The following is an 18,021-nucleotide window of genomic DNA, read 5'->3' as shown; positions in this document are numbered from 1 at the left end:
TGGAGCTTGATGACTCTCTCTTTTTTACTTGACATCCCAGAATAATCAATCTATTATAACATTATGAATGAATAGTCATTCATTTCTCTGAAAGGGGAAGAAAACGTGAAGCGTAACAAACCAAAGTACAAACAAATTATTGATGCCGCCGTTGGGGTCATAGCAGAACATGGCTATCATCAAGCGCAAGTCTCAAAGATTGCGAAACAAGCAGGTGTGGCCGATGGCACAATCTATCTCTATTTTAAAAATAAAGAAGATATCCTTATCTCACTGTTCCAGGAAAAGATGGGCGAATTCGTTGAGAGAATCAATGATGAAATCAATCTTAAGGAAACAGCGTCCGATAAGCTTTCCGTGCTCATTCAAAAGCATTTCGACATCATGTCGGAGGATCCTCATCTCGCTGTGGTGACCCAATTGGAATTGCGGCAGTCGAATAGCGAACTCCGCAGACAAATCAATGATGTGTTGAAAGGTTACTTGAACCTTGTTGACGGAATTCTGAAGGAAGGCATAGCGAATGGAGAATTCAAACAGGATTTGAATGATAAGCTTGCCCGCCAGATGATATTTGGCACTCTTGATGAGATTGTGACGAACTGGGTCATGAACGACCATAAATACAGCTTGCCGCATTTATCGGCGGATGTTCATAACTTATTTATTGCAGGTTTGGCTCACAGTGCAGCTGAATAAGGAAAAAAGGGCTTCATTACGGTGCAGCCCTTTTTTAAAAAAAATATAAGCTGTTAAATAGTTACTATTTTTAATAATATTGTATAATTAAGAAGGATATAGTAGCAAAGGGGGATTTGGATGTCATTCATTTCGTATCAAGTAGAAGAGCATATTGCTTTTGTCAAGCTTGATAAAGCTCCTGCAAACGCTTTATCATCTGCGGTTCTACAAGAGTTGTCATCTGTCCTGGATCAGCTTGAAGATAACCAGGAAACGCGCGTTATTGTGATACAAGGGGAAGGAAGATTTTTCTCAGCGGGAGCTGACATAAAAGAATTCACCACGATAGCAGATGGCCCGGAGTTTTCGAAGCTATCAGCCGCTGGACAACAATTATTTGAAAGAATTGAAACGTTTCCTAAGCCAGTTCTAGCCGCTATTCATGGGGCTGCGCTAGGCGGGGGGCTAGAGCTTGCCATGGCCTGCCATATTCGCTATGTCAGCGACACAGCCAAACTTGGATTGCCTGAATTGCAGCTTGGATTGGTTCCTGGCTTTGCCGGCACACAGCGATTGCCAAGATTAATAGGAATGGCGAAGGCAGCCGAAATGATGTTTTCCAGCGATCCCATTACAGGAAGAGAAGCGGTGTCTTGGGGACTGGCGAATGCTTCTTATCCCGAGGATGAACTGCCGGAAGCTGTTACCTCGCTGGCTCGCAAAATTGCAGCAAAAAGTCCAGTGGCCCTCAAGAAAGCAATTGAACTATTAAACTACTCCAAGCATGCACAATACCATGAGGGAGTAAAACAAGAAGCAGCTGCATTCGGAGACATATTCACTTCCCAGGATGCGAAGGAAGGGATTGCCGCTTTCATAGAGAAGCGAAAGCCCGTATTCTCAGGCAAATAAATAGAGTCAATATTCATAATCTTCATAATTAAATTGTAGCAGGAGGCTATCACATGAATATATACGTATTATTGAAAAGAACATTTGATACTGAAGAAAAAATCACTCTTTCCAACGGCAAGATCAATGAAGATGGCGCAGAGTTCATTATCAATCCTTATGATGAATACGCTGTCGAAGAGGCGATTAATGTCAGGGATGCTCATGGCGGTGAAGTCACAGTAGTGACTGTCGGCAGTGAAGAGGCTGAGAAGCAGCTGCGTACAGCCCTTGCAATGGGTGCAGATAAGGCAGTATTGATCAATATCGAAGACGATGTGGAAGACGGAGATCAATTCTCTACTTCGAAAATTCTTGGCGAATACCTGAAGGACAAAGAAGCCGATTTAATCATTGCAGGAAATGTTGCAATCGATAGCGGATCCGGCCAAGTGGGCCCTCGTGTAGCAGAGTTCCTTGATATTCCATACATCACTACAATCACTAAATTGACGATTGATGGAACAAATGTAAGCGTTATCCGCGACGTTGAAGGCGATTCAGAAGTGATTGAAACGAGCCTTCCTTTATTGGTTACGGCACAGCAAGGGTTGAACGAGCCACGCTATCCTTCTCTTCCTGGAATCATGAAAGCGAAGAAAAAGCCGCTTGAAGAACTAGAATTGGACGATCTTGATATCGATGAAGATGATGTGGAAGCAAAAACGAAGACAATTGAAATCTTTCTTCCTGCCAAGAAAGAAGCAGGAAAAGTATTGGACGGAGAATTGCAAGACCAAGTCAAAGAACTTGTCAATCTACTTCATACTGAAGCAAAAGTACTTTAATTCCAACATGATCGTAATAGGAGGCTAAATATATGTCCAGAAAAATGCTAGTATTAGGTGAAATTCGTGATGGTGCACTTCGTAATGTAACGTTTGAAGCAGTGGCTGCAGCCAAGATTGCTGCAGATGGCGGAGAGATTGTAGGCGTAGTGATCGGCGATGCTGTACAATCCCTTGGCAATGAATTCATTCATTATGGCGCAGACAAAGTGGTAGCGGTGGAAAATGCCCAATTGTCCCAGTATACGTCTGACGGTTACGCCCAGGCTTTATTGGCTGTCATCGAAGCAGAGAATCCAGAAGGAATCATCATGGGCCACACCGCATTAGGAAAAGACTTGGCGCCCCGTATCGCCGGGAAGCTAAAATCAGGTTTGGTTTCCGATGCGACTTCCGTGGAAGAAGAAGGAGGCAATACAGTCTTCACACGCCCAATTTACTCAGGGAAGGCATTCGAGAAGAAAATCATTACAGATGGAATGATCATTGCGACAATCCGTCCAAATAATATCAATCCTTTGGAAAAGGATGAATCCCGTTCAGGAGAAGTGACTTCACAAAGCGTGGAAATCAAAGACCTTCGTACGGTAATTAAAGAAGTAATCCGTAAAGCAACCGACGGTGTAGACCTTTCTGAAGCAAAAGTAGTTGTGGCCGGCGGCCGCGGCGTCAAAAGTGCCGATGGATTTGAACCGTTGAAGGAATTGGCGGATGTCCTTGGAGGGGCAGTTGGCGCTTCACGTGGAGCCTGCGATGCCGATTATTGCGATTATTCTTTGCAAATTGGACAAACAGGGAAGGTAGTAACGCCTGATCTGTATATTGCATGCGGTATCTCCGGAGCAATCCAGCATTTAGCCGGTATGTCCAATTCAAAGGTAATTGTCGCGATTAATAAAGATCCCGAAGCTAATATTTTCAAAGTGGCGGACTATGGCATTGTCGGCGATCTATTCGAAGTGGTGCCGATGCTGACTGAAGAATTCAAGAAACTTAAAGTAAACGCATAATACAAGTAAAGTGGTCCGTTGCATCAGCGGGCCGCTTTTCGCTTCGGGCTTTATAGGTCTTAACGCCTGTATACAAGAGCTGGACAACGAATGCATTGTTTACTTTTTGACCAAAAGGGTACATACTATACTACAAGCTGTTACCTACTATAACAGTTTTACCATCCTATGATTAAGAGTGTCCCACTAAGGGCATGCTATAGGTTGACGCATTAAACAAATCATTAGCTTCCCGCAGGATATCTCTGTTATACTGATAATAGGATTTTAGTAATAATTAGGAGGGCTTTCGTATGGCGATTGTCAATACTACTGATCAAACATTTTCTAGTGACACTTCTCAAGGTTTAGTACTTGTCGATTTTTGGGCTCCATGGTGCGGACCTTGTAAAATGATTGCTCCTGTTCTTCAAGAACTTGATAGCGAAATGAGCGATACAGTTAAGATTGTTAAAGTCGATGTTGATGAAAACCAAGAAACTGCCGGCAAATTTGGAGTTATGAGTATTCCAACACTTCTTGTTTTAAAAGACGGAGAAGTTGTCGATAAAGTAGTCGGTTTCCAACCAAAAGAAGCTTTAGCTGAATTGGTTAAAAAACACGCTTAACCTGATGATTAAAAAAGCCGCCCTTTGAAGGCGGCTTTTTTTTCGTGCAGCCTTTCCCAGTTGCTGTCCATTTATAGATAGGGCATAATCAGGTTAGTATGCGGAAAGATAACTCCATACTAATAATCAACCATTTCTAAGCAAGGCTAGAGATTGCCATTGCTTATAGTATATATAGAAAGCACAAAACAGAGGAGGCGAAAAGGATGAATGAAATCATTAAAGGCAAACTGGCTTTGCTCCCTGACCAGCCGGGCTGCTATTTAATGAAGGACCGTCAAGGGACGGTCATTTATGTGGGGAAAGCAAAGATCCTTAAGAACCGTGTCCGCTCTTATTTTACGGGTTCGCATGATGGGAAGACATTGCGGCTTGTTAATGAAATAGAAGATTTTGAATATATCATTACCTCTTCCAATATGGAAGCTTTGTTATTGGAACTTAATTTAATCAAGAAGTATGATCCAAAATATAATATTATGCTGAAAGATGATAAAAGTTATCCTTTTATCCATCTCACCAATGAAAAAAATCCTCGATTATTAATAACACGTAAAGTAAAGAGGGGGAAGGGAAAATATTTTGGGCCATACCCAAATGCAAGTGCCGCCAATGAGACAAAAAAGCTTTTGGACCGGATTTATCCATTACGCAAATGCACAACGCTCCCTGACAAAGTATGTCTGTATTACCATATTGGCCAGTGCCTGGCTCCATGTGTCCACCCTATAGAAGAGGAGAAATACAAAGAAATTACCACTGAAATCACTAAATTTCTTAATGGGGGCTATGAAGACATTAAGAAAGAATTGATAGAACGAATGGAAGCAGCAGCGGAAGAATTAGATTTTGAGCGGGCCAAAGAATACCGCGATAAAATTGCCCATATCGAAGCAACAATGGAGAAGCAGAAGATGATCATGAACGATTTCACTGATCGCGACATTTTCGGTTATGCAATCGACAAAGGCTGGATGTGTGTGCAGGTATTCTTTATTCGCCAAGGAAAACTGATCGAAAGGGATGTTTCCATGTTCCCTATCTACGGTGAGCCGGATGAGGAATTCCTTACTTTTTTGGGGCAGTTTTACGAAAAAGCGAATCATATCAAACCCAAAGAAGTTCTGCTGCCGGATTCAATCGACTTGGAAATGGCACAGCAGCTCCTTGAAGTTAAAACCCTTCAGCCACAGCGGGGGCAAAAGAAAGATTTGTTGAAATTGGCCAACAAAAATGCTAAAAATGCATTAAAAGAGAAATTTTTCCTAATTGAACGCGATGAAGAGCGTACAATCAAAGCTGTGGAAAACTTGGGAGAAATCCTTGGCATTTATACGCCGCACAGAATTGAAGCCTTTGATAATTCCAATATACAGGGAACCAATCCAGTATCGGCCATGGTCGTATTCATTGACGGCCGGGCTGACCGCAACCAATACCGAAAATATAAAATCAAATCCGTACAGGGCCCGGATGATTATGAATCAATGAGAGAGGTAGTACGGCGCCGTTATTCCCGGGCATTGAAAGAACAGCTGCCACTGCCGGATTTAATTATAGTGGATGGCGGCAAAGGCCATATCGAAGCGGTCAGGGATGTATTGGAGAATGAATTGGGTCTTGATATTCCGATTTCCGGTCTGGTGAAAGATGATAAACATAAGACATCCAATTTGCTGATGGGAAATCCCTTGGAGATTGTCCCTCTTGATCAGCGAAGCCAGGAATTTTATTTGTTGCAGCGAATTCAGGATGAGGTCCACCGTTTTGCCATTACGTTTCATCGGCAGGTACGGGGAAAAACGGCGTTCCAATCGATGTTGGATGAAATCCCAGGTATCGGGGCTAAAAGAAAGCAGCTGCTTCTGAAGCATTTTGGTTCTTTGAAAGCCATGAAGGGAGCAACGAAAGAAGAATTTCTGCAAATTGGTTTGCCGCATAATGTGGTGGATGAATTAATAACTAAGTTAAAAGAATAATATCAAAAAAACCAGCCCGGGAAAGGGCTGGTTTTTTGTCCATCAACATTCCTTAAATTAGGAACTATGTATTAAACTTCATCACGTATAATATCTTTTGTATCCCAGCGTACCAAGAAGTTTGCCTTGGCACCCCTTTTTTTTGTTTCAACAGCCGCTTCCGTAATCCGGCTTTTTTGCTGTTGTAATTGTTGTGCAAGAAATCCTGCTTCCAATTGGAATTCCGGCTCATCCGTTATTGCAAAACGGCGGGTGACGATTTCGCCGCTTAGGACGAATTCCGCCTGGTTCTTAGATTCCTTTTCTTTTTCCAACGTTCCCCATCCGGCGTTATCAAAGAAAGCTGCTACTTCCTCTAGGCTTTGCAATGGGAACTTTCTGGCCAGTTGCTTGCCGGACCAATAAAGGACTTGGGAATGGTCTTTTCCCAATAAGTCGGGCAACAGTATATCTCGTAATAATTCCTTACTGAATAAGGAAATAGTTGCGGTCTCGGATTGTTGCTGCTCTTCAGCAGCTTGTTCTGCTTGTTCTTTCGCCATTTATAACCCCTCTTTCCTACCTAACATTATATACAATTTTATAGCATACTAGAACAGGTATATAGAACTTTTCACAAAGAGAGATTGTTATTCTTATATAATTTTAGACAACTTTACATGGGTACTTTCCTATAAAAAGGGAGAAAAGAGAAAATGTCGATTTTTTTCTGCCTTTTGTTTACTTAAACAGGATTATGTCGTTTTTTTGCTTTTTGGAAGAGGGATCAACTTATTTTTCGCCAAATATTTTTCCTGTGTTGGAAAGTATCGTAAAAAGTGTTACTGTAAAGGGAATTGGAGAAAATGGATTACAATCCCATTTTTAAGTATGCGTTTTCTTGACGGTGCTACATTAAGAGAGTAAAATGAACTTGTCATATAATTGTTGGAAATTAAATGAATAAGAATAATTGTAATTTTCATTATATTCACTATGTTGAAAAAGGATTTCTTATGATTTTAATGTTTGACAATTATAGTTCAGGGCAAGTTTAATGGACTTTGGTAAAATTTACATCATTACCGGTAAGTGACAGCTTTACTTTTTTTATTTTCGAGGGGGGAACATGATGGCAGGAAACACAAGAGAGTTTGCAAGCCGCAAACTTCACTCGCTGTTAGGGGTAATTCCAGTGGGTTTGTTTTTGTTAGTGCATTTGACTGTAAACTATTTAGCGACCCGCGGAGCTGATTCATTCAATGCAGGCGCTGAATTTATGGAGAATCTTCCGTTTCTGATTTTCTTTGAGCTTTTATTTATCTACCTACCACTGCTGTACCACGGGATTTATGGTGTGTATATTGCATTCACAGGTACATTCAATGGCGGCAGATTCGGGTATTTTCGGAATTGGATGTACATCTTGCAGCGTGCAACTGGTATTATCACCTTTATTTTCCTGGTTTGGCATGTTTGGGAGACAAGAGTGCAGATCGCTCTTGGGAATGCCGAAGTCAATTATGATATGATGGTGGATATTTTATCCAATCCTTGGATGGTTGCGTTCTATTTTATAGGGGTAATCTCAGCTGTTTTCCATTTTTCAAACGGTCTGTGGTCATTTGCTGTAAGCTGGGGTATTACAGTAACACCGCGTTCACAACGCATTTCTTCATACGTAACCGGAGTGATTTTCATTCTGCTTACAATTGTAGCAGTAAGAGCGTTGTTGGCATTTATGTAAAATATCTAGCAATCTAGTTTAAATAGTATAGGTAATCTCGGTGATTACAAGGGAGTGAGTAAGGTTGAGTAAAGGTAAAATTATCGTAGTAGGCGGAGGCCTAGCGGGATTAATGGCTACCATCAAGGCTGCAGAGCAAGGCAAACAAGTAGAATTATTTTCGTTGGTTCCAGTTAAGCGCTCTCACTCAGTATGTGCTCAAGGTGGAATTAACGGAGCTGTTAATACAAAAGGTGAGGGAGATTCAACCTGGGAACATTTCGATGATACAGTATATGGCGGAGATTTTCTTGCCAACCAGCCACCAGTAAAGGCAATGTGTGATGCGGCTCCTTCTATTATACATATGTTCGACCGGATGGGTGTAATGTTCAACCGTACAGAAGAAGGCCTATTGGACTTCCGACGTTTTGGAGGAACACAATTCCACCGTACGGCATATGCGGGGGCCACAACGGGACAGCAACTTTTATATGCATTGGATGAGCAAGTGCGCCGTTATGAAGTGCAAGGATTTGTAAAGAAATTCGAAGGCTGGGAGCTATTGGGAATCGTTGTCGATGACGAAGGCGTTTGCCGGGGAATCACAGCGCAGAACCTGACATCAATGGAAATCCAGTCGTTTTCTTCAGACGCTGTCATTCTCGCTTCCGGTGGGCCGGGAATTATTTTCGGCAAGTCAACGAACTCCATCATCAATACAGGTTCAGCGGCATCTACCGTGTTCCAGCAAGGCGTCCATTATGCTAATGGAGAATTTATCCAAATCCATCCTACCGCTATTCCGGGAGATGATAAGCTTCGCTTGATGAGTGAATCAGCCCGTGGGGAAGGCGGAAGAATCTGGACATATAAAGATGGCAAGCCATGGTACTTCCTTGAAGAGAAGTATCCGGCATACGGAAATCTTGTTCCGCGTGATATTGCAACACGCGAAATTTTCGATGTGTGTGTAGCACAAAAATTGGGTATTAATGGCGAAAACATGGTTTACTTGGATCTATCACACAAGGATCCACATGAATTGGATGTTAAGCTTGGTGGAATCATTGAAATTTATGAGAAGTTTACTGGAGAAGACCCTCGTAAGCTTCCAATGAAAATCTTCCCTGCTGTCCATTACTCTATGGGCGGATTATGGGTTGATTTTGACCAAATGACTAATATTCCTGGTCTATTTGCTGCCGGAGAATGTGATTATTCACAGCATGGGGCAAACCGCCTTGGTGCGAACTCATTATTATCTGCTATCTACGGCGGAATGGTCGCTGGCCCGAATGCCGTCAAATATATTAATGGCTTAGAGAAGAGCAGTGATGCTATATCTTCCCAAGTGTATGACCGCGCTGTAAAAGAACAGCATGCAAAATGGGATCATATCATGAAAATGGACGGAACAGAGAATGCTTATGTCCTTCATAAAGAACTAGGTGAATGGATGACAGAACATGTTACCGTGGTCCGTTATAACGATAAATTATTAAAAACAGACGAAAAAATACAAGAATTGATTGAGCGTTATGACCGCATCAACATTAATGATACGGCAAAATGGAGCAACCAGGGGGCTGCGTTTACACGCCAGCTGCAAAACATGCTTCAGTTGGCCCGCGTCATCACACTCGGTGCCTACAATCGTAATGAAAGCCGTGGAGCGCACTATAAACCAGACTTCCCTGACCGTAATGATGAAGACTTCTTAAAAACAACGATTGCGAAATTTACAGGCCACAAATCAGCGCCGGACATTTCGTACCAAGAAGTGGACATTTCATTAATCAAACCGCGTAAACGCGATTATTCAAAACAAAAAGAGGAGAAATAAAAATGGCTGATAAAAAAACTGTACGTTTTATTGTCACTCGTCAGAATGATCCTGAGTCAGCCCCTTATGAAGAAGAATTTGTAGTTCCTTATACAACGAATATGAATGTCATTTCTGCATTGATGGAAATCAGAAGAAACCCGGTCAATGCTAAAGGGGAAAAGACAACACCGGTGACTTGGGATATGAACTGCCTAGAGGAAGTATGCGGAGCCTGTTCTATGGTAATCAACGGAAAACCGCGCCAATCCTGTACGGCTTTAGTAGATCAATTAGAGCAGCCGATCCGCTTGGCTCCGATGAAGACATTCCCGGTAATCCGCGATTTGCAGATTGATCGCAGCCGAATGTTTGATTCGTTGAAAAAAGTGAAGGCCTGGATTCCTATTGATGGCACATATGATTTGGGTCCAGGACCTCGTATGCCTGAGCAAAAACGCCAATGGGCATATGAGTTATCCAAATGTATGACATGTGGTGTCTGCCTGGAAGCCTGCCCGAATGTAAATAGCAAAACGAATTTTATCGGGCCTGCTCCGTTGTCACAAGTACGCCTTTTCAATGCTCATCCGACTGGTGAAATGCATAAGAAAGACCGTCTGGAAGCCATTATGGGAGACGGGGGGCTTTCGAATTGCAGTAACTCACAAAACTGTGTTCAATCGTGCCCGAAAGGAATACCTTTGACTACATCTATTGCGGCGCTTAACCGGGATACAACATTACAAGCATTTAAGAATTTCTTTGGAAGCGACCATATTTAATTTGAATAAACCCTCAGCCCTTGAGCTGAGGGTTTGCTTATCAGACTGTTTCTCAGGAAATAGTTGTTTTTTAATAAATAAAATGAATGATTGTTCATTCAAAGGAAGAAGGTATAATGGATGCCAAGAATTACTTATATTGAAGATATGAATAAATGGCGGGAAACGTTTCAGTTCTCCCACCCAGTTACAGTCAGATTTTCGGAAACAGATATGTTCGGCCACCTAAATAATACAGTTCCATTTACGTATTTTGAGCTGGCAAGAATCGAGTATTTCAAGGATTTGGGTTTCATGAAAAATTGGGTGGACCCAACCTTTGAGTCAATTCCGGTCGTGGCTGATCTCCAATGCGATTATATTAAACAAGTTTTCTATGATGATCATCTGCAAATCTTTGTGAAAGCCGTATCCATCGGTAATTCATCCGTTGATTTACATTATATGGCTGTAAAGAATGAAGAAGAAATCGTATTTACGGGGCGGGGGACAATCGTCCAAATTTCTAGGCATACAGGCAAGTCAATCCCATGGAATGAAGATATGAAAAAGCTTTTTAAGCAAACCAGCGGACTCACGGTGTAAAGATTTTCTACCATTCTAAATAGTGCTAATATGTCCGCTTCAACGCGGGAGATCAAGCGCCCGTAAGAATCCGATTGGTCCAACTAAGGATCGGTGGGGATGATTGCCCCCCATCGATTAAAGTATGTGTATGCCCGTGAACGACTAACCATAAAAGGGCGTTTCGCATATACTAAATAGGTAATGTTCTTGCTTTACTGGCTATTCGTTGCAGGCAGCCTTTTTAGGGCTAGATCAATTTTTTGGTAAATCGAAGGAGCTGATTTCTCCCTTTTTAAAGTGAAAAACAACTGCCTGGCAAAATGGCCAAAAACCATTTTGGATGTTTTACCCGCCTGGGCCGGTATGGGGAAATGGTTTTGCTATCGTTTTGATACTAGTACTGTAAGGTGTTGAATAGATTAATAAAAGGCTTAACATTTAGCCGTCACTTCCTTCGGCAACGCATCATATGATATGTTGACTAAATCTATACCCATTCCTAGGTTACAGCTGATCAAGGCAAGGAGGGTTACAGTACTTGAAGGAGAATGAATTCACTCATAAACCATTACTCACAAAAAGAGAAAAAGAAGTTTTTGAGTTATTAGTTCAGGATAAGACTACGAAGGAAATTGCCGGTGAATTGTTCATAAGCGAAAAAACGGTTCGGAACCATATTTCGAATGCCATGCAAAAGCTTGGCGTGAAAGGGCGTTCACAAGCGGTAGTAGAACTCCTTCGCATGGGGGAACTTCATTTATAGCATAGAATATTTGTCTGTTGTGACAGCCAGTTATGGGTTCATTCAGGGCAGGCACTCCATGGATAAAAAGCAGCCGGTATATTCTTGGTGGCATATTACTGCCAAGAAAAGCCGTGGCTGCTTTTTTTCGTGTATCCTTCTAATGGGCGTTAAAGCAGCAGATTCTATACGCAAGTAAATGGAGTAGGCAAGTAGTAATCCGATAAAATAGGCGGGGGACTAATGCCCCGCCACCTATTCGCTGTATAGATTATAGATCTATATTTTTATAGTGATTGGCAATTGCATCAGCGGCAACGATTGCGTTGTATACATCTTCAGGTGTAACAGGCAAAGGCATATTGCCCATTGTATCACCTTCAGCACAGGCATCCTTCGCCACTTGGCGCCATTCACTCTCTTTAAATTCGGTTAGGCCAAGGTCTTTAAGTGTCAAAGGAAGACCCACTTTTTTAATGAAAGAGATGACTGTTTCTAATTCTTCTTTTGGAACATCCTCTAGCACTAATTGTGCAAGCAACCCAAATACGACTTTCTCTCCATGCTGCACACCATGCAATTCAGGTACAGCAGTCATTCCGTTATGGATTGCATGGGCTGCAGCAAGCCCTCCGGCTTCCGCGCCAACTCCGCTTAAGTAAATGGTGGCCTCAATTGTTTTTTCGACTGCCGGTGTTACCATTCCTTGTTCTACAGCGAGGGCAGCTTGTTCCCCATATTGCAAGACTGTTTCGTAGCATAATTTTGCTAATCCCAGGCCTGTCCAAGATGGTTTCATCAAGACAAGGTTATCGCCGTTTGAACGGTAGCAGGCCCGTGCTTCAAAATAAGTTGCAAGGGCATCGCCGATTCCTGCCAGGAAGAAACGTTTAGGGGCTCCGGCAAGAATCGTTGTATCTGCTAATACGATATCCGGATTGGATGGCAGGAATAAATAACGGTCAAATGAACCATCTGTATTATAGATTACTGCTAAAGCCGTACACGGAGCATCCGTAGACGCAATGGTAGGAAAAATGACGACCGGCAGTTTTTCAAAGTATGCAGTAGATTTTGCTGTATCTAATGTTTTACCGCCGCCAACACCAACGATGATGTCAGCTTTCATATCAGTTGCTGCTTTTCTGTGTGTATCGATTTCTTCCTGTGTACATTCGCCTCCGAATTTAACGAATGTTGCTTCGTTTCCACCTTTATCGAAAGACGCGCCACCTTCTTCTTTAACCCGTTCCAAGATGAATTCGTCACAAATTACATAAGCTTTTTTCCCGTATACGGATGTATAGGTGTTTAAGTCGCTAAGTAGGCCTTTCCCGATAATGAATTTTCTAGGTGAAGTAACAGATTTAGCAGTATTCATATGCAAGAACCACCTTTTCTTTGGAGTTAATTTTTCACCCCTCTTAGTACCCTTAGCCGATAGGAATGAAACATTTTTTTGAACAAAAGATTAAAATCTCCCATTAAAATGATTGGTCATTCCTATGTGCTTATTTGTACAGGCTGGTTCCACTAACTTGAAATTTCTTTGCAATTGGGTGAAAATGATAGATAATAAAAGTAGAAAATATCCAGGGGTTGTGAATATGACTACAAATCAAAACTCACTAAGCGATGATTTAGTGGCTTCTATAGAAAAAGAATTAAGATTCATTTCGGCGATTGTGAAACAAAAGGGACGGGAGATGCTGAATGAATATTCCATTACACCCCCGCAGTTCATTGCTTTGCAATGGTTGAATGAAGATGGTGACATGACAATCGGCGAACTGTCGAATAAAATGTTCCTCGCCTGTAGCACAACCACTGATTTGGTGGACAGAATGGAGAAAAAGCAATTATTACAGCGCATAAAAGGAGAAAAAGACCGCCGCGTCATCCGCATTCATCTTCTTGAGGAAGGCAAACGGATTATAGATGACGTGATCGGCAAGCGCCAAGGATATCTCAAGGATATTTTTGTGGAGTACAGCGATGATGAAATTGTTTCACTCAATCGCTCTCTAATTAAATTACATCAAGAAATGAAAGAAAATTGAGGCGAGATATTGTGAAACAACCTATTGGTATAATAGATTCCGGCGTGGGCGGATTAACCGTGGCCAAGGAGATTATCCGCCAGTTGCCCAATGAGCAGATTATTTATTTGGGCGATAATGCCAGATGCCCGTACGGCCCCCGCACAAAAGAAGAAGTCCGGGCCTTTACATGGCAGCTGACTGAATTTTTACTGGCCAAAAAGATAAAAATGCTGATTATTGCCTGCAATACTGCCACAGCGGCAGCATTGGAAGATATTAAGAAGAATGTACCCATTCCTGTACTTGGTGTAATCCAACCAGGAGCAAGGGCAGCTATCAAGAACTCCAGCAATTTGAATATTGGTGTAATCGGCACAGTGGGTACCGTTAAAAGCGGTGCCTATCCGGATGCCTTAAAGTCCATCAATGACCAAGTTAGTGTCAAGAGTATCGCCTGCCCGAAATTTGTGCCGATTGTAGAGAGCGGTGAGTATTCCGGTGCTCTTGTCAAAAAAGTGGTGGCAGAGTCATTGGCTCCTTTCAAAGGTTCCGGCATCGATACGCTTATTCTTGGCTGCACCCATTACCCGCTTTTGGGCCCGCTTATTTCGTCCACTATGGGCAAAGGGGTCAAAGTCATTTCCTCCGGAGATGAAACAGCCCGTGAGACAAGTGCCATCCTTGAATATAAAGGGTTGTTGAATGACCAGAATGAGAAACCGGAACACTATTTTTATACAACCGGCTCCCGGGATATGTTCCACCGGATTGCTTCATCTTGGCTGCAAAAGGATTTGCAGCATGTATATTCTATTAAATTAAACTAGGATCCCCATTTCAGGGGGTCTTTTTTTCTTCCGCAAAGGTCTATTTATGGGGGAAGCTCGTATACATAATAGTACAAACCATGGTAGGAGGGAAAAAGATGTCTAAGAAAACGAGTGCGGCAATCGCTACAACCGTACTGGCTTCTTCAGTCATACTCGGGGGATGCGGGGTATTTAATATGAAGGACAAGGCGATCGATCCGCCCCAAAGAGAAGTAATAGTGAAGGACAGTGCAGCGCTTAATGATCATAGCACTAAACAAAAGAGTGCTGCGAAAGAGGATGCCACTAGCAAAACAGTCATGACCGAGCTCTATTTGATCGATAAGAATGGATATGTAGTACCTCAATCCATGGCTTTGCCGCACAGCCAGGGAGTTACGAAGCAGGCGTTGGAATATCTGGTGCAGGACGGTCCGGTCACTGATATGCTTCTATCCGGTTTTCGTGCGGTTCTGCCTGCCGATACCCAAGTGGACGTAGATGTGACGAAGGATGGAAAGGCAACTGTGGATTTTTCGAAGGAATTCGCAAACTATAAAAAAGAAGACGAATTAAGGATTCTTCAAGCTGTAACTTGGACAATGACCCAATTTGATTCTGTCAAAAGCGTCACGATTAAGATGAATGGCACAAAATTGAAAGAAATGCCGGTCAACCATACGCCAATCAGCAAGAATTTGACCAGGGCGAGCGGCATCAATATAGATACATCTGATATTGCAGATCTTACGCATACAAAACCACTGACTGTCTATTATTTAGGCGGAAAAGCAGATTACTATTATTACGTGCCGGTTACAAAACGGATTAGCTCCACTGAAAAAGATATGGCCGGTGCTGTCGTTGAACAACTCGCTGAAGTGCCTTCCGGGAAAAAGAATTTGGTTACGGAATTCATGCCGGAGCTGGCCTTGGTTGAAAAACCAAAGGTAAAGGATGGAGAAGTGACCCTTAATTTCACGGAAAGCATTTTTGGCAGTTTTGAAGAAAATACAGTTTCCCAGCGCCTCGTCAATGCACTTGTTCTATCATTGACTGAACAAAAAAATATCAAAAAAGTAGATATTCAGGTTAACGGGAAAGCGTCTTTGAAGACAGAGGATGGAAAAGAATTGAACGAACCTGTTTTGCGTCCGCAAAAAGTGAACAGTACTAGTTTGTAAACCGGATTTTTTTGTTATACTAAATAGGAACACATATAGAGGCAGCCTATATCTGTATAGCTGCCTCTTATTTATTGTGACGAAGGGCCGTCTGTATATAGAACGGCAAGTAATGAAGGAGGAATTAGTATGCGCCACGATGGCAGAAAAAATAACCAATTGCGGAATATACATATAGAAACAGGATATATCAAACACCCAGCCGGATCGGTTCTTATTACAGTAGGGGACACAAAAGTAATTTGTACGGCTACAATCGATGAACGTGTGCCACCTTTCATGCGCGGTGAGGGAAAAGGGTGGATCACGGCGGAATACAGCATGCTTCCGGCAGCGACTGCACAGCGTAATATCCGGGAATCGGCAAAAGGAAAAATCACAGGCCGTACCATGGAGATCCAGCGGTTGATCGGCCGCGCTTTGCGTGCGGTAGTTGATTTGGAAGCGATGGGAGAACGGACAGTTTGGGTGGACTGCGACGTCATCCAGGCCGACGGTGGAACACGCACGGCTTCCATAACAGGCGCTTTCGTTGCCATGGCATTGGCATTTGAAAAACTTGTTCAGGAAAAGAAGCTGTCTACATTCCCAATCAAAGACTATTTGGCTGCTACAAGTGTCGGTATTTCAGCTGAAGCAGGTGCTGTGTTAGACTTGGATTATGTAGAGGATTCCAGCGCCGAAGTGGATATGAATGTCGTGATGACCGGCAGCGGTGAGTTTGTTGAACTGCAAGGGACAGGCGAAGAAGCGACTTTCTCTTATGTTCAGCTGCAGCAATTGCTAGGCCTTGCCGATGAGGGAATCCGGGAATTAATCCAGATTCAGAAGGAAGCACTGGGAGAAACTGCTCAATTGATTTCCAGTAAGTGAGGGTGATAGATATGAAAAAAGTAATCATTGCCACAAAGAATAAAGGCAAAGCCAAAGAATTTAAAACATTGTTTGCCCCGCTTGGCTACGAGGTATGCACCTTGCTAGATGTTAAGGATGCGATGGATGTCGAAGAGACAGGCACAACGTTTGAGGAAAATGCTATTCTAAAGGCCGAGGCGCTCCGTGATCAATTCCAAACAATGGTCATCTCGGATGATTCCGGATTGATCATCGATGCTTTAGATGGACGCCCGGGTGTTTATTCGGCCAGATATGCCGGCGAACAAAAAGACGATGAAGCAAATATAGATAAAGTGCTTGCCGAGCTGAATGATGTTCCTGACAGGGAGCGGACGGCACGCTTTTATTGCGCATTGGCTGTTGCAATACCTGGACAGCAGACCGTTACATTCCGGGGGACGGTAGAAGGGCGCATCCTTCGTGAACGCACAGGCTCCAACGGCTTTGGATACGACCCAATCTTTTATGTAGAATCCCTCGGCAAAGCCATGGCAGAATTGTCCCCCGAAGAAAAGAACCAAATCAGCCATAGAGCCAATGCTTTACGCGAACTGCAAGCCTCCATCCAACAATTCTGACAGAAGGGAGCGGGTATGGTGAAAATCTTAATTGTAAGTGACAGTCATGGACAAACGGCCATTCTTCATAAATTGAAATCGGAATACGGAAGCGCAATGGATGCCATGATCCATTGCGGAGATTCGGAATTGGGCAGCAATGACGAGGCTATAGCCGGTTTTACATACGTGAAGGGAAATTGCGACTACGATTCGGCATTTCCTAAAGAAGTCACAAAGGACATCGCCGGCTATCGTTTCTTTGTTACACATGGACATTTGTATAACATTAAGATGACTCTTCAGCCGCTCGGGTATAAGGCGGAAGAAGAACAAGCCCAATTCGCTTGTTTCGGCCATTCCCATGTGGCCGGAAGTATGCAGGAAGAGGATGGCTTGATTTTTATCAATCCGGGCAGCATATCCCTTCCGAGAGGCAGAAAAGAAAAGACCTTCGTCATCTTGGAGCTTGAAGGAAAGCAGGCAAAAGTTAACTTTTATGATGATCATGGAAATTTTCTAAAAAATTTATCTGCTACTTACATTCTGAAATAATCTGGTGTATAATAAATAGCAGGGAAACGTTTCCCTGCTATTTATTTCTTACAAAAGAAAATAAAATATTCTATTGACTTTCTTTTGATATGGTACTATAATAATAAGTGTCCTTAAGAAATGAGATTATGTCCTGGTAGCTCAGCTGGATAGAGCAACGGCCTTCTAAGCCGTCGGTCGGGGGTTCGAATCCCTCCCAGGACGCTTGTAGAATGCGAAAACCCCTTGATTATTCAAGGGGTTTTGTTTGTCTTCCGAGAAAAAATGTCCATTTTTCCTTATCGTGATATAGGAATAGATGGCTTCACATTTCACTAAAGGACAAGAGACTGCCAA

The 18,021-nt window shown here is 42.7% G+C and carries 19 protein-coding genes and 1 tRNA gene; 18 read left to right on the top strand and 2 right to left on the bottom strand.

Annotated elements, in window-relative coordinates; translation table 11 throughout:
- The first annotated feature begins 105 nt into the window (after positions 1-105).
- The 6 genes from BN1765_RS15510 to uvrC all read left to right on the top strand — a co-directional run bounded on the left by BN1765_RS15510 (position 106) and on the right by uvrC (position 6,017).
- The gene (locus BN1765_RS15510) at positions 106-699 is read left to right on the top strand and encodes a TetR/AcrR family transcriptional regulator (RefSeq protein ID WP_050615991.1); all 594 of its coding nucleotides are present in this window, start codon (positions 106-108) and stop codon (positions 697-699) included.
- Positions 700-819: 120 nt separating this feature from the next.
- On the top strand, positions 820-1,593 hold the full coding sequence (locus BN1765_RS15505; RefSeq protein WP_050615990.1) for an enoyl-CoA hydratase: 774 nt from the start codon (positions 820-822) through the stop codon (positions 1,591-1,593).
- Between the two features lie 53 nt (positions 1,594-1,646).
- A complete protein-coding gene (locus BN1765_RS15500) occupies positions 1,647-2,420 on the top strand; it encodes an electron transfer flavoprotein subunit beta/FixA family protein (RefSeq protein ID WP_050615989.1) in 774 nt (257 codons plus the stop codon).
- Between the two features lie 32 nt (positions 2,421-2,452).
- On the top strand, positions 2,453-3,430 hold the full coding sequence (locus BN1765_RS15495) for an electron transfer flavoprotein subunit alpha/FixB family protein (protein ID WP_050615988.1): 978 nt from the start codon (positions 2,453-2,455) through the stop codon (positions 3,428-3,430).
- A 293-nt stretch (positions 3,431-3,723) separates the two neighbouring features.
- Complete coding sequence (trxA, locus tag BN1765_RS15490; protein WP_050615987.1) at positions 3,724-4,038, top strand: thioredoxin; 315 nt, start codon at positions 3,724-3,726, stop codon at positions 4,036-4,038.
- Positions 4,039-4,244: 206 nt separating this feature from the next.
- Positions 4,245-6,017, top strand: coding sequence for an excinuclease ABC subunit UvrC (gene uvrC, locus BN1765_RS15485; protein ID WP_050615986.1), 1,773 nt, complete (start codon positions 4,245-4,247; stop codon positions 6,015-6,017).
- 71 nt (positions 6,018-6,088) lie between these two features.
- Here the strand turns inward: uvrC and BN1765_RS15480 are convergent, their stop codons facing one another.
- Positions 6,089-6,559: a YslB family protein gene (locus tag BN1765_RS15480; protein WP_050615985.1), complete on the bottom strand. Its 471-nt coding sequence runs from the start codon at positions 6,557-6,559 to the stop codon at positions 6,089-6,091.
- A 569-nt stretch (positions 6,560-7,128) separates the two neighbouring features.
- On the opposite strand from BN1765_RS15480, the gene BN1765_RS15475 reads away from it, so the two are divergent.
- The 5 genes from BN1765_RS15475 (at position 7,129) to BN1765_RS15455 (ending at position 11,662) form a co-directional block, all read left to right on the top strand.
- On the top strand, positions 7,129-7,743 hold the full coding sequence (locus tag BN1765_RS15475; RefSeq protein ID WP_050615984.1) for a succinate dehydrogenase cytochrome b558 subunit: 615 nt from the start codon (positions 7,129-7,131) through the stop codon (positions 7,741-7,743).
- A 64-nt stretch (positions 7,744-7,807) separates the two neighbouring features.
- Positions 7,808-9,568, top strand: coding sequence for a succinate dehydrogenase flavoprotein subunit (sdhA, locus tag BN1765_RS15470; protein ID WP_050615983.1), 1,761 nt, complete (start codon positions 7,808-7,810; stop codon positions 9,566-9,568).
- A 2-nt stretch (positions 9,569-9,570) separates the two neighbouring features.
- The gene (sdhB, locus tag BN1765_RS15465; RefSeq protein ID WP_050615982.1) at positions 9,571-10,332 is read left to right on the top strand and encodes a succinate dehydrogenase iron-sulfur subunit; all 762 of its coding nucleotides are present in this window, start codon (positions 9,571-9,573) and stop codon (positions 10,330-10,332) included.
- 120 nt (positions 10,333-10,452) lie between these two features.
- On the top strand, positions 10,453-10,917 hold the full coding sequence (locus BN1765_RS15460; protein WP_050615981.1) for an acyl-CoA thioesterase: 465 nt from the start codon (positions 10,453-10,455) through the stop codon (positions 10,915-10,917).
- Between the two features lie 520 nt (positions 10,918-11,437).
- A complete protein-coding gene (locus tag BN1765_RS15455) occupies positions 11,438-11,662 on the top strand; it encodes a helix-turn-helix domain-containing protein (protein WP_042345475.1) in 225 nt (74 codons plus the stop codon).
- Between the two features lie 250 nt (positions 11,663-11,912).
- Here BN1765_RS15455 and BN1765_RS15450 read toward each other — a convergent pair whose 3' ends face one another.
- Positions 11,913-13,022 (bottom strand): glycerol dehydrogenase, encoded by a 1,110-nt coding sequence (locus tag BN1765_RS15450; protein WP_050615980.1) that lies wholly within the window; start codon positions 13,020-13,022, stop codon positions 11,913-11,915.
- 226 nt (positions 13,023-13,248) lie between these two features.
- On the opposite strand from BN1765_RS15450, the gene BN1765_RS15445 reads away from it, so the two are divergent.
- From BN1765_RS15445 to BN1765_RS15415, 7 genes are all read left to right on the top strand, one after another.
- The gene (locus BN1765_RS15445; protein WP_050615979.1) at positions 13,249-13,701 is read left to right on the top strand and encodes a MarR family winged helix-turn-helix transcriptional regulator; all 453 of its coding nucleotides are present in this window, start codon (positions 13,249-13,251) and stop codon (positions 13,699-13,701) included.
- 11 nt (positions 13,702-13,712) lie between these two features.
- Positions 13,713-14,510, top strand: a complete 798-nt coding sequence (gene racE / locus BN1765_RS15440) for a glutamate racemase (RefSeq protein ID WP_050615978.1) — start codon at positions 13,713-13,715, stop codon at positions 14,508-14,510.
- Between the two features lie 98 nt (positions 14,511-14,608).
- Positions 14,609-15,676: a GerMN domain-containing protein gene (locus BN1765_RS15435; protein WP_050615977.1), complete on the top strand. Its 1,068-nt coding sequence runs from the start codon at positions 14,609-14,611 to the stop codon at positions 15,674-15,676.
- Positions 15,677-15,805: 129 nt separating this feature from the next.
- Positions 15,806-16,549 carry a ribonuclease PH gene (gene rph, locus BN1765_RS15430; protein WP_050615976.1) on the top strand — a complete coding sequence of 248 codons (744 nt, stop codon included), beginning with the start codon at positions 15,806-15,808 and terminating at the stop codon, positions 16,547-16,549.
- Positions 16,550-16,560: 11 nt separating this feature from the next.
- Complete coding sequence (locus BN1765_RS15425) at positions 16,561-17,151, top strand: XTP/dITP diphosphatase (RefSeq protein ID WP_050615975.1); 591 nt, start codon at positions 16,561-16,563, stop codon at positions 17,149-17,151.
- An 18-nt stretch (positions 17,152-17,169) separates the two neighbouring features.
- Positions 17,170-17,685: a metallophosphoesterase gene (locus BN1765_RS15420; RefSeq protein ID WP_050616803.1), complete on the top strand. Its 516-nt coding sequence runs from the start codon at positions 17,170-17,172 to the stop codon at positions 17,683-17,685.
- Between the two features lie 130 nt (positions 17,686-17,815).
- Positions 17,816-17,889 (top strand) — tRNA-Arg (locus tag BN1765_RS15415).
- Positions 17,890-18,021: the final 132 nt, after the last annotated feature.

This window comes from Bacillus testis (assembly GCF_001243895.1).
Taxonomy (GTDB): Bacteria; Bacillota; Bacilli; order Bacillales; family DSM-1321; genus Bacillus_AD; species Bacillus_AD testis.
The sequence above is the reverse complement of the archived record's forward strand: the minus strand, read 5'-3'. Positions and strand labels throughout refer to the sequence as shown.